Raw genomic sequence first — 22,495 nt, 5'->3', positions numbered from 1 at the left:
GCGCGGTCAGCCGATCGGAGGGCGGGTGATGCGGTCCAGCGGCGGCGCCGGCAGTGCTGGGCGCGGCAGGCTCACCGGCGCCAGCGACAGCGGCGGCGGGCTGGGCAGCCAGGCGATGGACGGGGGCAGGCTGGATTGCTGCGCGCAGCTGCGCAGGCAGTCCTTGATCGCGCAGTGGTCGCCGTCGTGCGGCGGCTGGGCGCCGGCATCGATGTGGCTGTGGTGGCCAGGCTGCATCGGCGTTGCGGCCGGTGCGTCGTGGCAGGGCGGGGCCGCCGTTGCGGCAGCGGGCGGGGTGGCCATCGCCAATGCCATGGGCGCGGCCATAGCGGCGTTCAGCCCGTTGAGCAACAGGCTGAGCATCAACACCACGCGCAGGAGCAGGCCACCGGCAGACATGGGGCTTACCCTAGCGCCAAACCGGGCGGTGCGCACCTGCGGCTGAACGCGGTGTTCAACCCTGGACCCGGCTCCGTCAGGGCGCACGCGGGCCATCAGCCCTGCTCGCGGACGATTTCGACCAGGCGCTCACCGTAGCGGGACAGCTTGGTGCCGCCGATGCCGCCGACCCGGCCGAGCGCGTCGACGCTGGTGGGGCGCTGTTCGGCGATGTTGCGCAGGGTGCTGTCGTGGAAGATGACGAAGGCCGGGACATTCTGTTCCTTGGCCAGTTCGGCGCGCAGGCTGCGCAGCGCGTTGAACAGGGCCAGGTCCTCGGGCAGCACGGACAGGCCGGTGCGCTGGCCGCTGCGGTCGCGCTCGCGGGTCTTGGGGCTTTCGCGCCGCATCATGACCTTGCGCTGGCCCTTGAGGACCTCGCGGCTGCCGTCGGTGAGGCGCAGGCCGCCGTAGGCTTCGCTGTCCACTTCGAGCAGGCTGGCGGCCACCAGCTGGCGGAACACGCTGCGCCAGGTGCGGGCGTCGAGGTCCTTGCCGATGCCGTAGGTGCTCAGTTCGCTGTGCCCGAACTGGCGGATCTTGTCGTTCTCGCCGCCGCGCAGGATGTCGATGAGGTGGCCGACGCCGAAGCGCTGGCCACTGCGGTAGACGCAGCTGAGGGCCTTCTGCGCGGCGACGCTGGCATCCCATGCATCGGGTGGGGTGAGGCAGTTGTCGCAGTTGCCGCAGGGCTGGGGGTAGGTTTCACCGAACCCGGCCAGCAGGACCTGGCGGCGGCACTGCATGGATTCGCAGTAGCCGAGCAGGTGGTCGAGTTTGTTGCGCTCCAGGCTCTTGCGTTCTTCGCCGGCCTCGGACTGCTCGATCATCTGCTTGAGCAGGACGACATCGCCCAGGCCGTAGCAGAGCCAGGCGTCGGCCGGTTCGCCGTCGCGTCCGGCGCGGCCGGTTTCCTGGTAATAGCCTTCCATGGACTTGGGCAGGTCGGTGTGGGCGACGAAGCGCACGTCGGGTTTGTCGATGCCCATGCCGAAGGCGATGGTGGCGCACATGACGATGCCGTCCTCGCGCAGGAAGCGGCGCTGGTTGGCGGCGCGCACGTCGGCGGGGAGGCCGGCATGGTAGGGCAGGGCGTTCATGCCCTCCTTGCACAGGAACTCGGCGGTTTCTTCGACTTTGCGCCGCGACATGCAGTAGACGATGCCGGCCTGTTCGCGGTGGACCTTGAGGAAGTCGAGCAGCTGGCGCTTGGCGTTGTCCTTCTGGACGACGGTGTAGCGGATGTTGGGGCGGTCGAAGGAGCTGACGAAATGCTGGGCACCGGTGAGGTCGAGCCGCTCGGCGATTTCGCGCTGGGTGGGCGGGTCGGCGGTGGCGGTGAGGGCGATGCGCGGGACGTCGGGCCAGCGTTCGTGGAGGACGGTGAGCTGGCGGTACTCGGGGCGGAAGTCGTGGCCCCACTGGGAGACGCAGTGGGCTTCGTCGATGGCGAACAGGGCGATGCGGCTGCGCGAGAGCAGGGACAGGAAGCGGCCGGTGAGCAGGCGTTCGGGGGCGACATACAGCATGTCGAGCTCGCCGGCGAGGAGTTCGCGTTCGACCCGGGCGGCGGTCTCGCCATCGAGGGTGGAATTGAGGAATTCGGCACGGACGCCGAGCTGGCGCAGGGCTTCTACCTGGTCCTGCATGAGGGCGATGAGCGGGGAGATGACGATGCCGGTGCCGTCGCGGAGGAGGGACGGCACCTGGTAGCACAGCGACTTGCCGCCGCCGGTGGGCATCAATACGAGCGCGTCATTGCCGGCAGCGACATGTTCGACGATCGCTTGCTGCGGACCGCGAAAATCGTCGTAACCAAAGATGCGGCTGAGCAGGTCGTGCGCGGGGCGGGAAGACATCGGGCTAGTTTACCCCGGCGGGCGGGTTGGCCGTGTCCTCCAACAGAGGATCAGTGGGTAGGGGCTTGCCTTCGGGCCTCACGAGCCGCAGCGCAAGCCAGAGCCAAAGCCAAAGCCAGAGCCAAAGCCCATGGTTTCTGTGCTGATGGTTGGCGCGGGGTGGGTGGGTTGGCGGGACACGCCGTAAATCCATCCCTGGAGGCTCGTGGGCGCCATCCATGGCGCCCAACGGTCCCGCCAACCCACCCACCCCACGCCCCGACAGTTGGCTGGTGCGTATGGGAGGGTGGGGCAACGGCGAATGCGAGCCGGCGTTGGTGCTGGATCCAGAGCAACGGGGCAAAAGCAAAGAGCAAAAGCAAAGAGTAAAAGGGGGAGAGGGGCCAAGAGCAAAGGGCCAAGAGCAAAAGGCAAAAGGCAAAGGGCAGGAGGTGGACCCAGATCCACAGCCAACGGCGAAGACAAAGGGCAAAGTGCGGAGCCACTGCCGAATCCGGGTCCAGGATTTTGGCTTCCATCTATGGAAAGAGGGCCCATAACGCAGAACAGGCGCCACCGGGCGCCTGTTCTGCATGCTTTTCTCTCTTCCCAACCGCCGGATGCACATCCATCTGGGCGAGGGTCCGACCCCCTTGCCGGGACCGTCGGGCGCCATGGATGGCGCCCGCGAGCCCCCAAGGATGGGTTTACGGCGTGTCCCGGCAAGGGGGTCGGACCCTCGCCGCGCGCAGATGCCAGAAGCGCAAACGCTTTACTGCAACAAAGAACGCAGCATCCAGGCGTACTTTTCGTGCGTCTGCAGGCGCTGGGTCATCAGATCTTCGGTCGGGGCGTCGTCGGCGTCGTCGGCCACGTCCAGCACCTTGCGGGCGGTGCGGCACACGGCCTCGTTGGCCGCGACCAACTGGCGTACCATCTCACGCCAGTCCGCGCTGTCGGTCAGGCCCGGCTCCTCGGCGATCGAGGTCAGGGCCGCGAACTCGCGGTAGGAGCCCGGGGCATTGAAGCCCAATGCGCGGATGCGTTCAGCGACGTCGTCCAGGGCTGCCCACTGCTCGGTGTACTGGGTCTCGAACATGGTGTGCAACGAGTTGAACATCGACCCGGTGACATTCCAATGGAAGTTGTGCGTCTTCAGGTAGAGCGTGAACGCGTCCGCCTGGAAGGATGCCAGCCCATCGGCAATCTTCTTGCGATCGCCTTCCTTGATCCCGATATCGATGTTCGGGGCCGACGGGGCGGCCGATGCCAGCTTCTGCTTACCGGTCTGGGTCTTCTGGGCCGGTGTCTTGGTCTTCGCCATGGGGATGATCCTCCTTGTGGATTGGATGGCCTTCACAATAGATCAGACTACGCTTTCAGTAGTGATCAAAGTTCTAAACGATTCGATTGATGAGCACTATCGACAAACAAAATCTTCCACGCCTGCGCGAACAGCGCGCCGCGATTGACGGGGCCATGAGCCGCGACCGCGGCCGCTTGCTCGGGATGCTCTCGCGCTGGCAGTCCAAGCCCGCCGATGCAGGCGTGGCCGCCGCGTTCGAGCAGGCCTTGCAGGCGTCGGTGCAGCGGCGCGAGACGCGCGCGCGGCACCTGCCGGCGATCAGTCTGGACGATAGCCTGCCCATTGCGCGTGAAGCTGAACGCATCACGGCCTTGATCCGCGATCACCAGGTCGTGGTGATCGCCGGTGAAACCGGCTCGGGCAAGACCACCCAGCTGCCCAAACTGTGCCTGGCCGCCGGCCGCGGCGTGGCCGGGATGATCGGCTGCACCCAGCCGCGACGGATTGCCGCGCGTGCGGTGGCTACCCGCGTGGCGCAGGAGCTGAACACCGAGCTGGGCACGGTGGTCGGCTACCAGGTGCGCTTCACCGACCGGGTGGGGGATGACACCCGCATCAAGTTCATGACCGACGGCATCCTGCTGGCGGAAATCAGCAGCGACCGCTGGCTGTCGCAGTACGACACGATCATCGTCGACGAAGCGCACGAGCGCAGCCTCAACATCGACTTCCTGCTGGGCTATCTCAAGCAACTGCTGCACAAGCGCCCCGACCTGAAGCTGATCGTCACCTCGGCCACCATCGATACCTCGCGTTTCGCCGAGCATTTCAACGATGCCCCGGTGATCAGCGTCGAGGGCCGCACCTTCCCGGTCGAGGTGCGCTATCGACCGCTGGAAGGCGAGGGCGGTGGCGATGAGGACGGTGGGCGCGACGGCGAACGCACCGTCAACGACGCCATCGTGGCGGCAGTGGATGAGATCACCCGCATCGATCCGCGCGGCGACATCCTGATGTTCTTCCCCGGCGAGCGCGAGATCCGCGACGCGCACCAGGCGCTGGAACGGCGCAAGTACCGCGAGACCGAGGTGCTGCCGCTGTACGCGCGGCTGTCGGTCAAGGACCAGGACGAGGTCTTCAACCCGGGCGGCAAGCGCCGCATCGTGCTGGCCACCAACGTGGCAGAAACCTCGTTGACCGTGCCGCGCATCCGCTACGTGGTCGATCCGGGCCTGGCCCGGGTCAAGCGCTACAGCCCGCGCCAGAAACTGGACCGCCTGCATATCGAGGCGGTGTCCCAGGCCAGCGCGAACCAGCGCAAGGGACGCTGCGGGCGTGTCTCCGAAGGCATCTGCTACCGGCTGTACTCGGAAGCCGATTTCCTCTCGCGCGCCGAGTTCACCGATCCGGAAATCCGTCGCTCCAGCCTGTCCGGGGTGATCCTGCGCATGCTGCAGCTGGGCCTGGGCCGGATCGAGGACTTCCCGTTCCTGGAAGCGCCCGACGAGCGTGCCATCGCCGATGGCTGGCAGCAGCTGGGCGAACTGGGCGCGGTGGATGCCGAGCGCCGGCTGACCCCGGTCGGGCGCCAGATGGCGCGCCTGCCGGTGGACGTCAAGCTGGCCCGCATGCTGGTGGCCGCCCAAGCGCAGGGCTGCCTGCGGCCGATGCTGGTGATCGCCTCGTTCCTGGGCATCCAGGACCCGCGCGAGCGTCCGCCGGAAGCGCGCGGCGCAGCGGATGCCGCCCACGCGCTGTTCGCCGACGGGCGCTCGGAGTTCGTCGGCGTGCTGCGCTTGTGGGACGGCTATCGCCAGGCCCACGAAGAGCTGACCCAGTCCAAGTTGCGCGGGTGGTGCGAACGGCACTTCCTGGGGTTCCTGCGCATGCGCGAGTGGCGCGAGCTGCATCGCCAGCTGCGCGTGCTGTGCGAGGAACTGGGCTGGACCGAGGAGCCGGCGGCGACGTCGTTGGCGCCGCTGCTGGCCGGGTCGTCCGCGCCGGCGCCGGCGCGCGACGACGACGCCCGCATCAAGGCGACCCGCGGTCAGCAGCATCGCGCCGCGCGCCTGGCCCGCGAGGGCAAGACCGAACCGGTGGCGGCCCCGGCCGCCGCGCCGGTGGCCGATGCGCGCGAGGCCGGGGGCGGGTTCACCGAGAAGGTGCGCGCGGCCGCCTATCAGACCCTGCATCGCGCGCTGATCGCCGGCCTGCCGACGCAGATCGGCCACCGCAGCGACAAGGGCGATTTCCTGGCCCCGCGCCAGCGCCGCTTCCTGCCGTTCCCCGGTTCGGTGCTGGCCAAGCGGCCGCCGCCGTGGCTGCTGACGGCCACGCTGCTGGACACCCAGAAAATCTGGGGCCTGACCAACGCCGCGATCGAGCCGGACTGGGTGATCGCCGAGCTGCCGCACCTGCTGCTGCGCAAGCATTTCGATCCGCACTGGTCGCGTGCCCAGGGGCAGGTGCTGGCCTCCGAGCAGATCAGCCTGTTCGGGCTGGTGCTGGCCCCGAAGAAGCCGGTGCACTACGGCCGCATCGCGCCGGGCGAGGCGCATGACATTTTCGTGCGCCAGGGCCTGGTGACCGGTGAGATCAATACCCGCGCCAGCGTCATCGCCGACAACCTCAAGGTGCTCGAACAGGCTCGGGAAGAGGAGGCCAAGCTGCGCCGCGCCGGCATCGTGGCCGACGAGGCCTGGCAGGCACGCTGGTACCTGGACCGGGTGCCGGCGGAGATCCATTCGGCCACCGCGCTGGACACCTGGTGGAAGGGGCTGGCCCCGGACAAGCGCCGCGGGTTGGCCTGGACCCTGGCCGACCTGTTGCCCGGCGAGGGCAGCGATGCCGAGCGCTATCCCAAGTACCTGCCGCTGGGGGATGCGCGGTTGGCGCTGCATTACCGCTTCGAGCCCGGCAGCGAGGACGACGGGGTCAGCCTGGATGTGCCGTTGCATCTGCTCAACGCGCTGGATGCGGCGCGCCTGTCGTGGTTGGCGCCCGGCTTCGTGGCCGACAAGGCGTCGGCGCTGATCCGCGGCCTGCCCAAGGCGATGCGCCGCAACTACGTGCCCGCGCCGGACTTCGGCCGCGCGTTCGCCGAGGCCTTCCCCGATCCCAGCGCTGACGACATCCGCGGCGAGCTGGCGCGGTTCCTGTCGCGTGCCACCGGCGCACAGGTGGCCGCCACCGATTTCGACGATGCCGCGCTGGAAGCGCACCTGCGCATGAACCTGCGCCTGTTCGATGCGGGCGGAAAGCTGCTGGCCAGTTCGCGTGACCTGGACGCGCTGCGCGCGCGCTTCGGCGACAAGGCCGGCGAAGCCTTCGCCGCGCGTGCCGGGCGGGCATTGGCGGTAGAGGGCCTGCGCGACTTCCCGGCCACGCCGATTCCGCTGCAGGTGCCTGGCGAAGCCGGCGTGCCGGCGTACCCGGCACTGGTGGACGAGGGCGACACCGCCGCGCTGCGCATCTTCGCCGACCGCAACGAAGCAGCCGAACAGCATCCGCGTGGCGTGCGCCGGTTGCTGGAGATCGCCCTGGCCGACAAGGCCAAGCAGGCGCGCAAGCAACTGCCGGTGCCGCCCAAGACCGGGCTGCTGTACGCCGCGATCGAGTCGCAGGAGCGGCTGCGCGGCGACCTGGTCGATGCGGCGATGAACGCCGTGTTGGCCGAAGGCCTGGCGGAGATCCGCGATCCGGCGGCCTACGCGCAGCGTCGCGACGCGGCCGCCAAGGGTCTGTTCGCCGAGGCGATGGCCCGGCTCACGCTGGCCGAGAACATCCTGGCCCACGTGGCGGAATTGAAGCCGCTGCTGGAATCGCCGCTGATGGGGTGGGCGCGCGGCAACCTGGATGACCTGGAGCAGCAGCTGGCCGCGCTGGTGCATCCCGGGTTCCTGCGTGAGACACCCGCCGATGCACTGGCCCAGTACCCGCGCTACCTGCGCGCGATGATCCTGCGCAGCGAGCGGGCCAAGCGCGATCCACCGCGCGACCAGGCGCGCATGCTGGAGCTGCGGCCGTTCATCGATGCATTGGCCGAGGCCGACGTGCGCGGCTTGCGCCAGCGTCCGCAGTGGCAGGCCCTGCGTTGGGACCTGGAGGAACTGCGGGTGTCGCTGTTCGCGCAGGAACTGGGGGCCAGGAGCGGCATCTCGGCCAAGAAACTGGCCCAGCGCATGGCCGCGTTGCGCCAGGCCTGAGTGCGCTGGCTGCGCCCCGTGCCCGATGGGCGGGGGGCGCAGCGGCGTGCGCTTACTTGGTGCGGCGCACCTTGGCGCGCGTGTTGACGCCTTCCACGCGCATGTACCAGACGCCGGCCACGCCGGGGGTGATCGAGACGGCAGGGTCGGTCTTGCGCACGGCCGAGAGCGTGGTGCCGTCGGTCTGTTCCCATTCCTGGGCGTTGGCCAGCACGTAGGTGCGGCCCTTGCCGAAGCCACGGAATTCGCCCGGCAGGGTGCTGGTGATCGGCTCGTTGCTGCCGAAGTCGAAGAAGCCGCGGTTCTTGACGATCACTTCCTGGCGGCCTTCTTCGCGGGCTTCCTCGCGCGCCTGCTGGCGCGCGTCGGCGGTCACCGCCGCCACTTTGCCCTGCAGCCAGCCGTTGAGCGCCGCCAGTTGGGCCGGGCTGAGCGTGTCCAGGCCGGCGGCCTTGAACTCGGCCGGCGACATCTGCTGCTGCAGATCCCCCTCGACCACGCGCTGGGCCAGGGCCGGACTGGCCAGGCTGAGCAGGACGGCCGCACTGGCCAACAAACGTAGACGGGAAAAGCGCATGGCAGGTCTCCGGAGGTTTGCCGCAGTGTAGGGCCAGAGGCGGGCGTTGAGGGGAACGCAGCCGGGGCGTGCGTGCGCGATTGGCGACGTGGCGCGCGCAGCAGGCATGAGCTGATGCGTGCCGGTGCGATGGTTTTGATTGTCCGGACGCGGTCGCGGCGCTAGTGTAGATGCCTCTGTCTTGCCTGCATGATGCTGTGAACCGCGCTTCTGTCCCCGGCCTGGATGCCTTGTTGAACCGACCCTCGGCCGCGTCGCTGCCGCCCGCGCTGCGCGAGGCGCTGCTGCTGCGCTGGCAGCTGCCCGAGGCCGATCCGCAGATGCGCAGCAGTTGGTCGGTGCTGGCAGACACGCTGGATGCGCTGGCCCTGTTGTCGGCCGACGAAAGCGCGCTGCTGGCGGCGGTGCTGTTCGACCTGCCGTGGCTGCGCGCGGGGCTGGACGGGTTGCCGCTCGGCGCGTTGAAACCGGCCGTGGCCGGGTTGCTGGAAGGCCAGGATGCCGCCGACCAGGTCTGGGCGCTGCATGCCGGCCGCGATGCCGGGCGCAACAGCGAAGGCCTGCGCCGGCTGCTGCTGTCGATCATCCAGGACCTGCGGGTGGTGCCGGTGCTGCTGGCGCGCCAGTTGGCGCGCATGCGCGGCGCCGACCGCCTGCCCGAGGAAGAACGCCGCGCGCTGGCCCAGCTCACCCGCGACATCCATGCCCCGCTGGCCAACCGGTTGGGCATCTGGCAGTTGAAGTGGGAGCTGGAAGACCTGGCCTTCCGCCACCTGGAACCGGAGACCTACCGGCGCATCGCGCGCGAGGTGGATGAAACCCGGCTGGCGCGCGAGCGCTTCGTGGAGACAGTCAAGAAGGCGCTCTCGCGCGAACTGCTCGCGCAGGGCATCAGCGCCGAGGTCAGCGGCCGCCCGAAGCACATCTACAGCATCTGGCGGAAGATGCAGAAGAAGAAGCTGGCCTTCGAGCAGCTCTACGACATCCGCGCGGTGCGGGTGATGGTGCAGGACGTGGCCGCCTGCTACGCCGCACTCGGGGTGGTGCATTCGCTGTGGGCACCGGTGCCCAGCGAGTTCGACGATTACATCGCCCGGCCCAAGGCCAATGACTACCGCTCGCTGCACACCGCGGTGATCGGCCCGGAAGGGCGCACCATCGAAGTGCAGATCCGCAGCCATGACATGCACGCCCAGGCCGAGCTCGGCGTGGCCGCGCACTGGCGCTACAAGGAAGGCAGCAAGGGCGCGGAAAAGGCCTTCGACCGCAAGATCACCTGGATGCGCCAGTTGCTGGAGCATTCCCAGGACGGCGCGGCTGGCGAACTGGCCGGCGCACTGGATGCCGAACTGACCGAAGACCGCGTCTACGCGCTCAGTCCCAAGGACGAGGTGATGGACCTGCCGCAGGGGGCCACGCCGCTGGATTTCGCCTACCACGTGCACACGATGGTCGGGCATCGCTGCCGCGGCGCGAAGGTCAACGGGCGCATCGTGCCGTTGACCTACCGGCTGCGCAGCGGCGACCGCGTGGAGATCCTGACCGGCAAGGAGGCCGACCCCCGCCGCGACTGGCTGCTGGCCTCCAACGGCTTCTTGGCCAGCAACCGCTCGCGCGAGAAGGTGCGCGGCTGGTTCCACAAGCTCGACCGCGCGCGCAACGTGCAGGCCGGGCGCGACCTGCTCGACCGCGAACTGAAGCGGCTGGGCCTGCAGCATGCCGACCTGGGCATCGCGGCGAAGAAGTTCCATGCCGACAGCGTCGATGACCTGTACATCCAGGTGGCGCTCGGCGACACCGGGCCCAACCAGGTCAGCCGCGCGCTGCTCGAAGCCGAACGCGCGGCGACCCAGCCGGCGGCGCCTGCGTTGCCGCGGCCGACCGCGCGCCGCGACAGCCTGGGCACGTCCAAGTTCACCGTGCAGGGCGTGGGCAATCTGCTGGTGCAACTGGCGCGATGCTGCCAGCCGGTGGCCGGCGAACCGATCGTCGGCTACCTCACCCGGACCCGCGGGGTCACCGTGCATCGCACCGACTGCGCTGCGCTGGCGCGGCTGCAGGCGACCAGCCCGCAGCGGATCCTGCCGGTGGAGTGGGGCCAGGCCGGCGGTGGCTACGAAGTGGACGTCGTGGTCGATGCGGTGGACCGACGCTGGCTGCTCAAGGACATCACCAACCTGATCGCGCAGGAAGATGCCTACGTGCTGGATATCCACAGCGACAACGTGCGCAACAGTGGCCGCGCGCACCTGCGACTGCGCCTGAAGGTCAGCGACTACGGCCAGCTTTCCACGCTGCTGGGCAAGCTCGATGCCTTGCCCGGGGTGAGCGAAGCGCGACGTCTAGGCTGACATCACGTGACGCACGGTAGGCTCAAGGAATGAGTCGCCCCCCAGACCACGAGGATGCCGCGCACGCCGCGTTGCGCCGGGTGCGCCGCGAGGGCCGCTGGTGGTGGCTGCAGGCGCGGCATGCCCGGCATGTGTGGCGTTGGGTGCTGCCGATGGCGGTGCTGCTGTTCCTGGCGCTGGTCCTGCTGCGTGCGCCGCTGGCCAACTGGTTCTGGAACGAACCGCAGATCGAACAGCTGCTCGACCAGGGCGACCGTGCGCTGGCCGCCGGTCGGCTGAGCGTGGCCGACGGCAGCGGCGCGCGCGAGTCCTACCAGGCCGCGTTGGCGCTTGACGGCGACCGCAGCGAGGCGCGCACCGGCCTGGCACGCACCGCGCAGGCGGCCCTGCAACAGGCGCGCGATGCGCTGGCCGCCGGCGACCTGGACGCGGCCCGCGCGCGACTGGCGCTGGCGCGCGACCTGCAGGTGCCGCAGCGCGAGGCCGAACAGGTGGCCCAGCAGCTGCGCCAGCGAGGCAACGCCCACGCCGGTGTGGCGGTACTGCTGGGACGGGCCGAAGCGGCGTTGCAGGCGCAGCGCCTGGATGCTGGACCGGACAGCGCACTGCCGTTGTTCCAGCAGGTGCTGGCGGTGGCGCCCAACCAACTGCGTGCGCTGGAAGGGCGCGAGGATGCCTTGTCCGATCTGCTGCAGCAGGCGCGTGTTGCCTGCCAGGCAGGCGAGCTGGCGGGCGCGGCGGCGTTGCTGGACAGCGCGCGTCGCTACGACCCGGGGCACGTGGACCTGCCCGCCACCCAGGAAGCGCTCAACAACGCGTTGGAAAAACGCCTGCAGCAGGCCAACCAGGCGCTGCGCAGGCAGCGCTGGGAGAGTGCCGCCGCCGATTTCCAGGCGGTGCTGGCGGCGGTGCCCGACGATGCGGTCGCGCGCCAGGGGCTGCAGCGGGTGATTGACGCGCAGTTGGCCAATGCCGTACGCCTGGCAGGCGATTTCCGTTTCGCGCCGGCCGAACAGGCGCTGGCCACGGCGCAGGGCCTGGGCGCCTCCGAGCGCGCGCTGGCCACGGCGCGGCAGGCCGTGGTCCAGTCGCGCCAGGCCGAGCAGGCACTGCAGGCGCCCGGTGCGCCGCGCGCGCAGCGCGAGCGGCGCCTGCGCGGGTTGCTGACCCGCATCGTCGAGGCCGAGGCGCGCGGCCAGTTCCTGTCGCCGCCCGGCCGCAGCGCCTACGATGCGCTGCGCGAAGCACAGGCGTTGGCCGCCTACGATCCGCGCGTGCGCGCCGCCGCCCAGCGCCTCCTGCCGGCGAGCCGCCGCTGTTTCGAAGACCGGCTGCGTGAAAACCGGGTCCAGGCGGCCGGCGCCTGCCTGGATGCCTGGCAGACCCTGGCTCCGGGTGACATGACCTTGCCGGCGGCGCGCCGGCGCCTGGCCCAGCGTTGGCTGGCGATCGGCAGTGAGCGGCTGGGCGCGGGCGACCTGGCGTTCGCCCAGCAGGCCCTGCAGCAGGCGCGGCACTGGCAACCGGACCTGGCCGAACTGGGCGATTTCGAGCAGCGCCTGCGCAACGCAGGCGGCCCGGGCTGAGGCCTCAGCCCAGGAACACCCGCTGTACGGTGTCGCGCGCGGCATCCAGCGAGAAGTGGTCGGCCACGTTGCGCCGCCCCGCGCTGGACAGCTGTTGCCAGAGCACCGGGTCCTGGTACAGGCGCACCACGGCGGCGGCGAATGCTTCCGCGTCGTCGGCCACCAGCACGTCCTGGCCGTCCTGCAGGTGCATGCCTTCCACGGCGCAGGTGGTGGCGACCACCGGCTGCCCGTGGGCCATGCTCAGGTTGACCTTGCCCTTGACCCCGGCGCCGAAGCGCAGCGGGGCCACCGCGATGCGGACCTGGTCCATGTAGGGCGTCACCACCGGTACGAACCCGTGGATCTCCACCCCCGGCTGGGTGGCGGCCAACGCGCGCAGCGCATCGGGCACGTCCGCGCCGATGCAGTGGAAGCGGACCTCGGGCAACTGCGCGCGGATACGTGCGAACACCTCGCCGATGAACCACTGCATGGCGTCCACGTTCGGCGGGTGGCGGAAGCCGCCGACGAACACCAGGTCGTGGCGGTGGGCCCAGTCTTCGCCGCCCGCGGCCACTTCATGCAGGTTGGAGATGAGTTCGACGGTCACCCCGGGGGCGTCGATCCGCAGCTGCTCGCGCTCGGCCGCGCTGACCAGCACGGTCACATCGGTGGCGGCCATCACCGCCAGCTCGCGCGCGCGGGTGCGTTCGGCATCGCGCAGCAGCCCGGCGTTGCCGGCCAGTTCGGCGCCGCGTCGTTCGCGCAGGTAGTGCAGGTCGACCGTGTCGAACACCGTGCGCGCCTGCGGGGCGTAGCTGCGCAGTAGCGGCAGGCATTCACTGGCCACGTGGTGGCGCACCATCATCACCACCGCAAAGCGCGGGCCATGCTCGCGCAGCCACGGGCCGATGCCCTGCAGGAACGGCGCATGCCAGACCTCCACGCCCAGCTGCTGCAGCGCCTCGGTGGCCGCGCCGGCGTGTTCGCGCCGGGTCGGCACGAACACCACGTGGGCATCGCCGTAAACCAGCATGCGGATCAGGTTGTACTGGCGCAGCGAGCCGGAATCGCGGTCCGGCTGTGGCACCGCCTCGTCCAGGATCAGCACCTGGCGCTGGTGGCGGTGCAGCAGGGCGGGCGAGGGCACGCTGCCCACGGGCGGCTGCGCACGCAGCGCCTGCGCCCATTTGTCGGCGAACACGCCCTGGTTGCGGACCTGGTAGGCCTTGACCCCGCTGCCGGTATCGGTGCCGTTGCTGGTGCCTTCGTCGTGCACCACGCGGCTGGCCGGTTGCACCAGCACGCGATAGCCGGCGGCGCGCACCGCGAAGGCCAGGTCGGTGTCTTCGTAGTAGGCCGGGCGGTAGCGGGTGTCGAAGCCGCCCAGCGTGTCCCACAGCGCGCGCGGGATCATCAGCGCCGCACCGGAGCAGTAGTCGGCATCGCGCAGGGCGCTGTAGCGCGGGTCTTCGGCCGATTCGAAGCGGCCGTAGCTCCAGCCGCTGCCATCCTGGAAGACCACGCCGCCGGCTTCCTGCAGGCGCCCGTCCGGATACAGCAGCTGGGCGCCGACCAGGCCGGCGCGGGGCACGGCGGTGAAGGTGGCCAGCAGCGCATCCAGCCAGCCGGGCTGGGGCACGGTGTCGTTGTTGAGCAGCACGACGTAACGGCCCAGCGAGCGCGCGACGCCGTCATTGCAGGCCTCGATGAAGCCGCCGTTGCGCTCGCGCACGACATAGCGCAGCCCCTGGACCTGGGGCATCCACGTGGCGGTCTGGTCGCTGCTGCCGTCGTCCACCACCAGGATTTCGCAGGGCACCTGCGGCGGGTGCGCGGCCAGCGCCCGCAGGCAGGCCAGGGTGTGCGCGGCCTGGTTGTAGACCGGGATGACGATGCTCACCACCGGCGCGGCACTGGCCGGCAGCGTGAACGGGGCGAAGGGCTCGGCGGCAGGCAGGTACAGCGGCGCGCGGCGCGGCGGCGGCAGGGTCTGGGTATGCACGCGGATGCGCTGCCAGGTGGCGCGCCAGCCGCGGGTACGCAGGCTGGCCAGGCTACGGTGGAACAGACCGACCATTCGGTTCAGGAAGTAGCGTGCATCGGCCAAGGACATCGACATCCCGTTGCAACTCCAGCTTAAGCGGGGGAACCCGTGAGAACGCGCCGCTTGCGGTGGCTGCGTTAGACTCGCCGGAATTCATAATCTCCCATTCTCGCATCCCCGTGCCCCGACGCTACGATTCCGACGACATCGACGAGTTCGAAGACGACACCGAAAGCCGTGGCCCGCTGTGGCGGCGACGGTTGATTACCTGGGGCATGGCGGCAGTCGCGCTGGCCCTGGGTTTCCTGATCCCCTATACGGTCTACCTGAACAAACAGGTCACCCAGCGCTTCGGCGAGCTGCGCTGGCAGATCCCCACCCGGGTGTACGCGCGACCGCTGGCGCTGGCACCGGGGGTGGCGATGGACGCGGCCACGTTGAAGACCGAGCTGGCCGCCGCCGCCTATCGCGATGACGCCATCGGCAAGTCGGCCGGCACCTTCAGCCAGGACGGTGGCCGCTTCGTCATTTCCAGCCGCGGCTACAACGACGTCGATGGCCGGATCGCCCCGCGTCGGGTCGAACTGAGCCTGTCCGGTGGCCAGATCGCCTCGCTGCGCGATGCCGACAGCCGCAAGGCGCTCAAGGCCACGCGCCTGGATCCGGCGCGCATCGCCACGCTGTACGGCCAGAAGCAGGAAGAACGGCGGCTGGTGCGCATCGAGGAGACCCCCGAGCTGCTGGTCACCGGCCTGCAGGCGGTGGAGGACAAGGACTTCAACCGCCACCACGGCATCGACCTGAGCGGCATCGCCCGCGCGATCTGGGTGACCGTGCGTTCCGGCGGCCAGAGCCGCCAGGGCGCCTCCACGCTCACCCAGCAGCTGGCCCGCAGCGGCCTGCTCGGCATCGGCAAGGAACAGACGGTCACCCGCAAGTTCAACGAGGTGCTGTACGCGCTGATCATGGAGGCGCGCTACGACAAGCGCACCATCCTGGAGGCGTACCTCAACCAGGTGTACCTGGGCCAGCGTGGCAGCCAGGCCATCCACGGCATGTCCTCCGGCGCCGAGTTCTGGTTCGGGCGCGATCTGTCCTCGCTCAATACCGAGCACGTGGCGCTGCTGATCGGCCTGGTCAAGGGCCCGTCCTACTACGACCCGCGGCGCAATCCCGAGCGCGCGCTGGACCGTCGCAACTTCGTGCTGGGCAAGCTGCACGAGAGCCAGCTGATCGACGACGCCGAGTACCAGCGCGCGCTGAAGGCGCCGCTGGGCGTGCCCAAGACGCCGGGCCTGATCGCGGCCAATCGCTTCCCGGCCTACGTGGACCTGGTGCGTCGCCAGCTCGGCCATGACTACCCCGAATCGGTGCTGCAGGGCGCCGGCCTGAGCGTGATGACCGGCATGGCACCGTCGGCGCAGGCCTATGCCGAAGGCGCGGTCACCAAGACGATCAAGTCGCTGGAGAGCAAGAAGCGCCCCGAGCTGCAGGCCGGGATGGTGCTCACCGACGTGCACAACGGCGACGTGCTCGCCGTGGTCGGCAGCCGCGACGTGGCCGAGCCGGGCTTCAACCGCGCCATCGAGGCCCAGCGCCCGGTCGGCTCGCTGCTCAAGCCGTTCGTGTACCTGCTGGCGCTGGCCCAGCCGGATCGCTACTCGCTGGCCACCTGGGTGGACGATTCGCCGGTGACGGTGCAGCTGGGGCGCGGCCGCAACTGGTCGCCCGGCAACGCCGACAACCGCAGCCATGGCACGGTGCGGTTGATCGATGCGCTGGCCCATTCCTACAACCAGGCCACGGTCCGGGTGGGCATGCAGGTGGGCCCGGAGCGGGTGACCCAGCTCATCCACGTGCTGGCCGGGATCAAAGCCGACCCCAACCCGGCGGTGATCCTCGGCTCGACCGACCAGAGCCCGTATGCGATGGCCCAGCTGTACCAGTTCCTGGCCTCCGGCGGCGAGATCCAGCCGCTGCATGCGGTGCGCGGCGTGCTCGATCCGCAGGGCAAGCTCATGAAGCGCTACGACAAGAGCCCGGCGCCGGCGCAGGAAGGCGACTCGATCGCCGCCAACCTGATCAGCATCGGCCTGCAGCAGGTGGTGGCCAGCGGCACCGCGCAGCGCCTGAACGCCGACGGCCTCGGCCGCCTGCAGCCGGCCGGCAAGACCGGTACCACCAACGATGGGCGTGACAGCTGGTATGCCGGCTACACCGGCGACCACCTGGCGGTGATCTGGATGGGCAACGACCAGAATGAGCAGGCCGGGCTGTATGGCGCCACCGGTTCGATGCGGGTCTGGTCGAGCATCTTCCAGCGCCTGCCGAGCGCGCCGCTGAAGGTCAACAACAAGGGCCTGGACTGGCAGTACGTGGAGGCCAGCGGCACCGCCTCCACCGACGAGGCGTGTCCTGGCGCGCGCCGCTTCCCGTTCGTGGTCGGTTACGCGCCGGCCTTCGCCGCCTGCGCACCGCCGGCCGCCCTGCCCGAAGGCGAGGGCGGCGAAGCTGGCAGCGAAGGTGGCGGCTGGCGCAGCTGGTTCGGCCTGGACAAGAAGCCCGAGCCGGCCGCCGAGCCGGCCCCGGCGGCTGCATCGACTCCCCCCGCGCGATGATTCCGGAACGAGGCCGGCCCGCATGACCACCCGAACCCTGATCCGTTCCACCGCCGTGCTCGCCCTGAGCCTGTCCCTCGCGGCCTGTGTCACCCCGGCCGCGCCGGTGAAGGCGCCGGTGGACACCACCACGCCGGCCCAGCGCATGGCCGCGGTGGAGGCCGTGGCCGCCGGCTCGGATGCCAAGGAACTGGCCGTACAGCCACTGCGCGACGCCGAGATCGAAGACCTGCGCATGACCGCACAGGCCAAGCGCCAGGCCAACGACCTGGCCGGTGCCGCCGAGGCGCTGAACCAGGCGCTGCTGGTGTCCGACGGCGATCCGTCGATCCTGCAGGAGCGCGCCGAGATCGCGCTGCTGCAGGGCGACTGGGCGCGCGCTGAAACGCTGGCGCGCAAGGCCGTGGAGCTGGGCTCCAGGACCGGCCCGCTGTGCCGCCGCCACTGGGCCACCATCGAGCAGTCGCGACTGGCCCGCGGCGAAAAGGAAAACGCGGTGTCCGCGCACGCGCAGCTGGAAGGCTGCACGGTGCCGGGGATCAAGCGGTATTGACCTCATGCCGGCCGTTGGCCGGCATTGACCCCCATCCATGTCCCGCCTTGCCCATGCCAGCCGCGACGCCCTCAGCGAGGGCGGTACGCTCGCCAGCCAGCTGGATGCCTTCGTCGCACGACCGGCCCAGCTGCGCCTGACCGCGGCCATCGCCGAGGCCTTCGACCAGCGCGACGTGCTGCTCGCCGAGGCCGGCACCGGCACCGGCAAGACCTACGCCTACCTGGTGCCGGCATTGTTGTCGGGATTGAAGACGATCATCTCCACCGGCACCCGCGCGCTGCAGGACCAGCTCTACCATCGCGACCTGCCACGCGTGCGTGCCGCGCTCGGGGTCGGCCACAGCAGCGCGCTGCTGAAGGGCCGGTCCAACTACCTGTGCCGCTATCGGCTGCAGCAGGCGCGGGGCGAGCCGCGCTTCAGTTCGCCCGAACAGGTGGCGCAGTTCCAGCGCATCCTGGCCTGGTCCGGGCGCAGCCGTTTCGGCGACATGGCCGAGCTGGAGGCGCTGCCCGAGGACTCGCCGCTGTACCCGATGGTGACCTCCACGGTCGACAACTGCCTGGGTACCGAGTGCCCGTTCTGGAACGACTGCTTCGTGGTGCAGGCGCGGCAGCGCGCGCAGGCCGCCGATGTGGTGGTGGTCAACCACCACCTGCTGCTGGCCGACCTGGCGCTCAAGCAGGAGGGCTTCGGCGAAATCCTGCCGGGCGCGCAGGCGTTCGTGATCGACGAGGCGCACCAGTTGCCCGAGCTGGCCGCCAACTTCTTCGGCGAAGGCTTCGGCATGCGCCCGTGGCAGGAACTGGCCCGCGACTGCCTGGCCGAAAGCCGCAGCGTGGCCGGCGCGCAGGCGGCCCTGCAGGGCCCGGCGGCGACGCTGGAGCAGGTCCTGCGCGACCTGCGCACCGGCATGGACGGGCTGCCCCCGCGCGGTACCCAGTGGCGCGCGCTGGCGGTGCCGCAGGTGCGCGATGGCTTCGATGCGGCGATGAGCGCGCTGGTGACCCTGCGCGATGCGCTCAACGGCGTGCGCGAGGCCTCGCCGGGGCTGGATGCCTGCCATGCGCGCGCGATGGAAGCGGTGTCGCGGTTGTCGCGCTGGCTCGGCGATGACGCGCCCCTGCTGGATTTCGACAGCGACCCCGAGCAGGCGCCGCCGGCGGCGGACGTGCTGTGGTACGAGCTCACCCCGCGCGGCTTCCGCTGCCAGCGCACGCCGATGGACGTGTCCGGGCCATTGCGCGAACACCGCCAGCGCTCGATGGCGGCCTGGGTGTTCACCTCGGCCACGCTGACCGTGGACGGCGGCTTTGCACATATTTCCCAGCGGCTGGGCCTGGACGATCCGGTCACGCTGCTGCAGCCCAGCCCGTTCGACTGGGCCACCCAGGCCTTGTGCTACCTGCCCACCGACCTGCCTGACCCGGCCGCGCGCGGATTCGGCACCGCGTTGATCCGCGCGCTGACGCCGGTGCTGGAGGCCTCGCAGGGCCGCGCGTTCCTGCTGTTCGCCTCGCACCGCGCGCTGCGCGAGGCCGCCGAGGCGCTGCGCGATGCGCCCTGGCCGCTGTTCGTGCAGGGCGAGGCCCCGCGCGGGACGCTGCTGCAGCGCTTCCGTGAGTCCGGCAACGGCGTGCTGTTGGGGTCGGCCAGTTTCCGCGAAGGCGTGGACGTGGTCGGCGATGCGCTCAGCGTGGTGGTCATCGACAAGCTGCCGTTCGCCGCGCCGGACGACCCGGTATTCGAGGCCCGGCTGGACGCTATTCGCCGCGACGGCGGCAATCCGTTCCGCGATGAACAACTGCCGCAGGCGGTGATCGCGCTCAAGCAGGGCGTGGGGCGGTTGATCCGCAGCGAGACCGACCGCGGCGTGCTGGTGCTGTGCGACCCGCGCCTGCTCAGCCGAAGCTACGGCCGGATCTTCCTGGACTCGCTGCCACCGTTCCGGCGCACCCGTGCGCTGGACGATGTCCGCGGCTTCTTTGCGCCACAATGGCCGCCTGCCGATGAACCGCCGGCGCCGGTTGCCGCGGCGGCGCCGGCTGCCGTGCCCGTGCTTTCTGCCGCCCCCGATGACTTCCCCACTTCCCTGTTCTGACCGCCATGAAACTGCTCGCCTTTGAAACCGCCACCGAAGCCTGTTCCGTCGCCCTGCACGTGGATGGGCAGGTGCTGGAGCGGTTCGAGATCGCCCCGCGCCGGCATGCCGAGTTGAGCCTGCCGTGGGCCGAGGCGCTGCTGGCCGAGGCCGGCGTGGCGCGTTCGCAGTTGGATGCGGTCGCGCTCAGTCGTGGCCCCGGCGCGTTCACCGGTGTACGCCTGGCGATCGCGATCGCCCAGGGCATCGCGCTGGCCCTGGACCGCCCGCTGGTGGCGGTCTCCACGCTGCAGGTGCTGGCGTTGCGCGCCCCGGCCGACGCCGACCACGTGCTGAGCAGCATCGATGCGCGCATGGGCGAGGTGTACGTGGCCCGCCAGGTCCGCGTGGACGGGCAGTGGCGGTTGCAGGGCGAGGAAACCGTGTGTGCACCGGAGGCGGTGACGTTGCCTGATGGCACGCGCTGGTTCGGCGTGGGGACCGGCTTCGGCGCGGCCGACGGGCTGCTGGCCGATCGCCTGGCCGCTCAGCTCGACGGGGTGGACGCACAGGCATTGCCGCATGCGTCGGATGTGCTGGCGTTGGCGGTGCCGGCGTTCGCGCGAGGCGAGGGCATGGCCCCGGAGCGGGTGGAGCCGGCGTACCTGCGCGACAACGTCGCCTTGACCCTGGTCGAGCAGCAGGCGGCGCGGGCGGCGAAGCAGCAGTCCTAGGAAAGCCACAGCCACGCATGGCGTCGCTGCACGGGGCATGGCGCCGCGAGCGGTAGAGCCACGCCATGCGTGGCTGCACGGGCGATGCGTCGCCAGCGGTAGCGCCACGCTCTGCGTGGCTGCGCCGTCCGGCGGTGCTGCTGGTCAGCGGTCGTCGCGCAGCGTGCCGCCGGGCAGGAACGCCCAGGTCCGGGTGACCTGCAGGATGTCCACGCCGTCGTCGGTCTTGGGCAAGGGCGGGAACGGCTGGGCCAGGCGCACCACGCGCAGCGCGGCCTCATCCAGCAGCGGCGTGCCGCTGCTGCGCAGGATACGCGCGCTTTCCACGCTGCCGTCGCGGCGCACGCCGACGGTGATCACCACCTGACCACCCAGGCGGCGCTGGCGCGCCTCGTCGGGATAGTTGAGGTTGCCCACGCGCTCGGCGCGATCCACCCAGGCGCGCAGGTAGTTGGCATAGGCGTACTCGCGGGTACTGGCCGAGACGAACTTGCGGTTGGGCCGCTTGGCGTACTGCGCCGAGCGCAGGTGGACCTCGGCGGCAAGCCGGGCCATCTCCGCGTCGCGCTGCTCGCGCGCATTCAATGGCGCCTCCGGCAGCGGGTGTTCCGGCAGCGGCTGCGGCTGCGCAGTGGCCACCTGCTCGGTGCTGTTGCGGCTGGCCACCACCCGCGCCTGCGGCGGGGGCGGGCTGGCCGCGTCCTGGCGCTGCTGCGGCACCGGCGACAGCCCGGCCTGCGGCTGCGGCACGATCCCGGCCTGGTTGTCGCGCGGGCGCTGCGCCTTGTCGTGGTCGCCGCCGCCCTGCTGGTTGGCCTGGGCCAGGAAATCGGCCTGCCGGGGCGTCAGCGGGGTCTGGGTCTGGCTGAAGATCACGTCCAGGGTCGGCACCAGCGCGGCCTTGTCGCTGACCGCGAAGCCCACCCCCAGGATCAACAGCGCATGCACCAGCAGCGACAGCGCCAGGGTCGCGCCCAGGCGCTGCGACTCGCGCGCCCGCAGCGGCAGCAGCGGCTCGACCGTCGCATTCATCGCGGCAGGCCGGCCTCGATCGCGTCGAACAGGGTGCCGGCGATGTTCAGCCCGAACTGCGCATCCAGCTCACGCACGCAGGTGGGGCTGGTGACGTTGACCTCGGTCAGGTAGTCGCCGATCACGTCCAGGCCGACGAAGCGCATGCCGCGGCGCTTCATCTCCGGCCCGACCTGGGCGGCGATCCAGCGGTCGCGCTCGCTCAGCGGGCGGCCTTCGCCGCGGCCACCGGCGGCCAGGTTGCCGCGGAATTCGTCCCCCTGCGGGATCCGCGCCAGGCAGTAGTCCACCGGTTCGCCATCCACCAGCAGGATGCGCTTGTCGCCGGCGGTGATGTCCGGGATGAACTTCTGCGCCAGGGCCAGCGTGCGCTCGCCGTCGGTCAGGGTTTCCAGGATCACGTTGAGGTTGGGGTCACCGGTGCCGCTGCGGAAGATCGAACGCCCGCCCATGCCGTCCAGCGGCTTGAGCACGGCCTGGCCGTGTTCGAGCACGAAGGCCTTCAGGTCGGCGTTGCGGCGGCTGACCAGGGTCGGCGGACAGCACTGCGGGAACAGCAGGGCGGCCAGCTTCTCGTTGAAATCGCGCAGCCCCTGGGGGTCGTTGACCACCAGGGCACCGGCTTGCTGGGCCACGCTGAGGACGTGGGTGTCGTAGATGAATTCGGCATCCACCGGCGGGTCCTTGCGCATCAGCACGACCTGGCCGGGGCCGAACACGGTCTGGCTGAATTCGCCCAGGGTGAACCAGTCGGCCTTGTCCTCGCGGACCTGCAGCGGCGCCGTACGGGCCACCGCCTGGCCGTCGCGCAGGGCCAGCCCGCCGGGGCTGACGTAGTGAAGGGCGTGGCCGCGGCGCTGGGCTTCCAGCAGCATGGCGAAGGTGGTGTCCTTGGCAATCTTGATGTGGGCGATGGGGTCCATCACCACGATGACGTTCAACGGCATGGTCGCAACCTGGCAGGCAGGGCGATGATGGTAGCCGCAACCGCGCCCGCCTGCCTGCCCCGGACCGGCGCAACGCAGTGTCCGGCGACCGCCCCGGTTTGCGCAAAACCGGCCGTTGGCGCCGCCGCCGCCCCGGCTGCGGCTTGGCTGAAGTGATGGCGCTTGAAGCCTGCGCCGGAAGTGCGATATAGATACGCTTTC

The 22,495-nt window shown here is 70.3% G+C and carries 14 protein-coding genes; 7 read left to right on the top strand and 7 right to left on the bottom strand.

All coding sequences use genetic code 11. From position 1 onward, the window contains the following. Positions 1-6 precede the first annotated feature (6 nt). The 3 genes from M2421_RS09630 to M2421_RS09620 form a co-directional block, all read right to left on the bottom strand. Positions 7-399, bottom strand: coding sequence for a CopL family metal-binding regulatory protein (locus M2421_RS09630; protein WP_259206308.1), 393 nt, complete (start codon positions 397-399; stop codon positions 7-9). Between the two features lie 95 nt (positions 400-494). Then, entirely contained in the window at positions 495-2,297 is a 1,803-nt protein-coding gene (recQ, locus tag M2421_RS09625) for a DNA helicase RecQ (RefSeq protein ID WP_259206307.1), read from the bottom strand. A gap of 751 nt (positions 2,298-3,048) precedes the next feature. Continuing rightward, entirely contained in the window at positions 3,049-3,600 is a 552-nt protein-coding gene (locus tag M2421_RS09620; RefSeq protein ID WP_259206306.1) for a Dps family protein, read from the bottom strand. Positions 3,601-3,689: 89 nt separating this feature from the next. On the opposite strand from M2421_RS09620, the gene hrpA reads away from it, so the two are divergent. Next, entirely contained in the window at positions 3,690-7,787 is a 4,098-nt protein-coding gene (hrpA, locus tag M2421_RS09615) for an ATP-dependent RNA helicase HrpA (protein ID WP_259206305.1), read from the top strand. A gap of 52 nt (positions 7,788-7,839) precedes the next feature. On the opposite strand, the gene M2421_RS09610 is transcribed toward hrpA, so the two are convergent. Next, positions 7,840-8,364, bottom strand: coding sequence for a hypothetical protein (locus tag M2421_RS09610; RefSeq protein ID WP_259206304.1), 525 nt, complete (start codon positions 8,362-8,364; stop codon positions 7,840-7,842). A gap of 170 nt (positions 8,365-8,534) precedes the next feature. Between M2421_RS09610 and M2421_RS09605 the strand changes: the two genes are divergently transcribed. Further along, entirely contained in the window at positions 8,535-10,715 is a 2,181-nt protein-coding gene (locus M2421_RS09605; RefSeq protein WP_259206302.1) for a bifunctional (p)ppGpp synthetase/guanosine-3',5'-bis(diphosphate) 3'-pyrophosphohydrolase, read from the top strand. A 29-nt stretch (positions 10,716-10,744) separates the two neighbouring features. Further along, positions 10,745-12,301, top strand: coding sequence for a hypothetical protein (locus tag M2421_RS09600; RefSeq protein WP_259206301.1), 1,557 nt, complete (start codon positions 10,745-10,747; stop codon positions 12,299-12,301). A gap of 4 nt (positions 12,302-12,305) precedes the next feature. Here the strand turns inward: M2421_RS09600 and M2421_RS09595 are convergent, their stop codons facing one another. After that, the gene (locus tag M2421_RS09595; protein ID WP_259206299.1) at positions 12,306-14,405 is read right to left on the bottom strand and encodes a glycosyltransferase; all 2,100 of its coding nucleotides are present in this window, start codon (positions 14,403-14,405) and stop codon (positions 12,306-12,308) included. A 104-nt stretch (positions 14,406-14,509) separates the two neighbouring features. Between M2421_RS09595 and mrcB the strand changes: the two genes are divergently transcribed. Genes mrcB through tsaB form a run of 4 tightly spaced genes read left to right on the top strand, consistent with a single transcriptional unit; the run spans position 14,510 to position 20,315 of the window. Then, complete coding sequence (gene mrcB, locus M2421_RS09590; RefSeq protein WP_259206297.1) at positions 14,510-16,948, top strand: penicillin-binding protein 1B; 2,439 nt, start codon at positions 14,510-14,512, stop codon at positions 16,946-16,948. Positions 16,949-16,970: 22 nt separating this feature from the next. Then, positions 16,971-17,501, top strand: a complete 531-nt coding sequence (locus tag M2421_RS09585; protein WP_259206295.1) for a hypothetical protein — start codon at positions 16,971-16,973, stop codon at positions 17,499-17,501. Between the two features lie 37 nt (positions 17,502-17,538). Next, a complete protein-coding gene (locus tag M2421_RS09580) occupies positions 17,539-19,602 on the top strand; it encodes an ATP-dependent DNA helicase (RefSeq protein WP_259206294.1) in 2,064 nt (687 codons plus the stop codon). Positions 19,603-19,607: 5 nt separating this feature from the next. Beyond that, positions 19,608-20,315 carry a tRNA (adenosine(37)-N6)-threonylcarbamoyltransferase complex dimerization subunit type 1 TsaB gene (gene tsaB / locus M2421_RS09575; protein WP_259206292.1) on the top strand — a complete coding sequence of 236 codons (708 nt, stop codon included), beginning with the start codon at positions 19,608-19,610 and terminating at the stop codon, positions 20,313-20,315. Positions 20,316-20,459: 144 nt separating this feature from the next. Here tsaB and M2421_RS09570 read toward each other — a convergent pair whose 3' ends face one another. Together M2421_RS09570 and gshB are read right to left on the bottom strand one after the other, a co-directional pair. After that, on the bottom strand, positions 20,460-21,347 hold the full coding sequence (locus tag M2421_RS09570; protein WP_259206290.1) for an energy transducer TonB: 888 nt from the start codon (positions 21,345-21,347) through the stop codon (positions 20,460-20,462). Next, the gene (gshB, locus tag M2421_RS09565; RefSeq protein WP_259206289.1) at positions 21,344-22,294 is read right to left on the bottom strand and encodes a glutathione synthase; all 951 of its coding nucleotides are present in this window, start codon (positions 22,292-22,294) and stop codon (positions 21,344-21,346) included. The genes M2421_RS09570 and gshB overlap by 4 nt, the downstream gene beginning before the upstream one ends. Positions 22,295-22,495: the final 201 nt, after the last annotated feature.

This window comes from Stenotrophomonas sp. BIGb0135, from assembly GCF_024810105.1.
GTDB classification, from domain to species: Bacteria; Pseudomonadota; Gammaproteobacteria; order Xanthomonadales; family Xanthomonadaceae; genus Stenotrophomonas; species Stenotrophomonas maltophilia_AB.
The sequence above is the reverse complement of the archived record's forward strand: the minus strand, read 5'-3'. Positions and strand labels throughout refer to the sequence as shown.

Excerpts from the sequence above, each read along its gene's own strand:
- M2421_RS09600 (WP_259206301.1), top strand. The coding sequence starts at position 10,745 with ATGAGTCGCCCCCCAGACCACGAGGATGCCGCGCACGCCGCGTTGCGC.
- M2421_RS09630 (WP_259206308.1), bottom strand. The coding sequence starts at position 399 with ATGTCTGCCGGTGGCCTGCTCCTGCGCGTGGTGTTGATGCTCAGCCTG.
- gshB (WP_259206289.1), bottom strand. The coding sequence starts at position 22,294 with ATGCCGTTGAACGTCATCGTGGTGATGGACCCCATCGCCCACATCAAG.
- M2421_RS09570 (WP_259206290.1), bottom strand. The coding sequence starts at position 21,347 with ATGAATGCGACGGTCGAGCCGCTGCTGCCGCTGCGGGCGCGCGAGTCG.
- M2421_RS09605 (WP_259206302.1), top strand. The coding sequence starts at position 8,535 with ATGCCTCTGTCTTGCCTGCATGATGCTGTGAACCGCGCTTCTGTCCCC.
- M2421_RS09595 (WP_259206299.1), bottom strand. The coding sequence starts at position 14,405 with ATGTCGATGTCCTTGGCCGATGCACGCTACTTCCTGAACCGAATGGTC.
- M2421_RS09620 (WP_259206306.1), bottom strand. The coding sequence starts at position 3,600 with ATGGCGAAGACCAAGACACCGGCCCAGAAGACCCAGACCGGTAAGCAG.
- M2421_RS09585 (WP_259206295.1), top strand. The coding sequence starts at position 16,971 with ATGACCACCCGAACCCTGATCCGTTCCACCGCCGTGCTCGCCCTGAGC.
- M2421_RS09580 (WP_259206294.1), top strand. The coding sequence starts at position 17,539 with ATGTCCCGCCTTGCCCATGCCAGCCGCGACGCCCTCAGCGAGGGCGGT.
- M2421_RS09610 (WP_259206304.1), bottom strand. The coding sequence starts at position 8,364 with ATGCGCTTTTCCCGTCTACGTTTGTTGGCCAGTGCGGCCGTCCTGCTC.
- recQ (WP_259206307.1), bottom strand. The coding sequence starts at position 2,297 with ATGTCTTCCCGCCCCGCGCACGACCTGCTCAGCCGCATCTTTGGTTAC.
- hrpA (WP_259206305.1), top strand. The coding sequence starts at position 3,690 with ATGAGCACTATCGACAAACAAAATCTTCCACGCCTGCGCGAACAGCGC.
- tsaB (WP_259206292.1), top strand. The coding sequence starts at position 19,608 with ATGAAACTGCTCGCCTTTGAAACCGCCACCGAAGCCTGTTCCGTCGCC.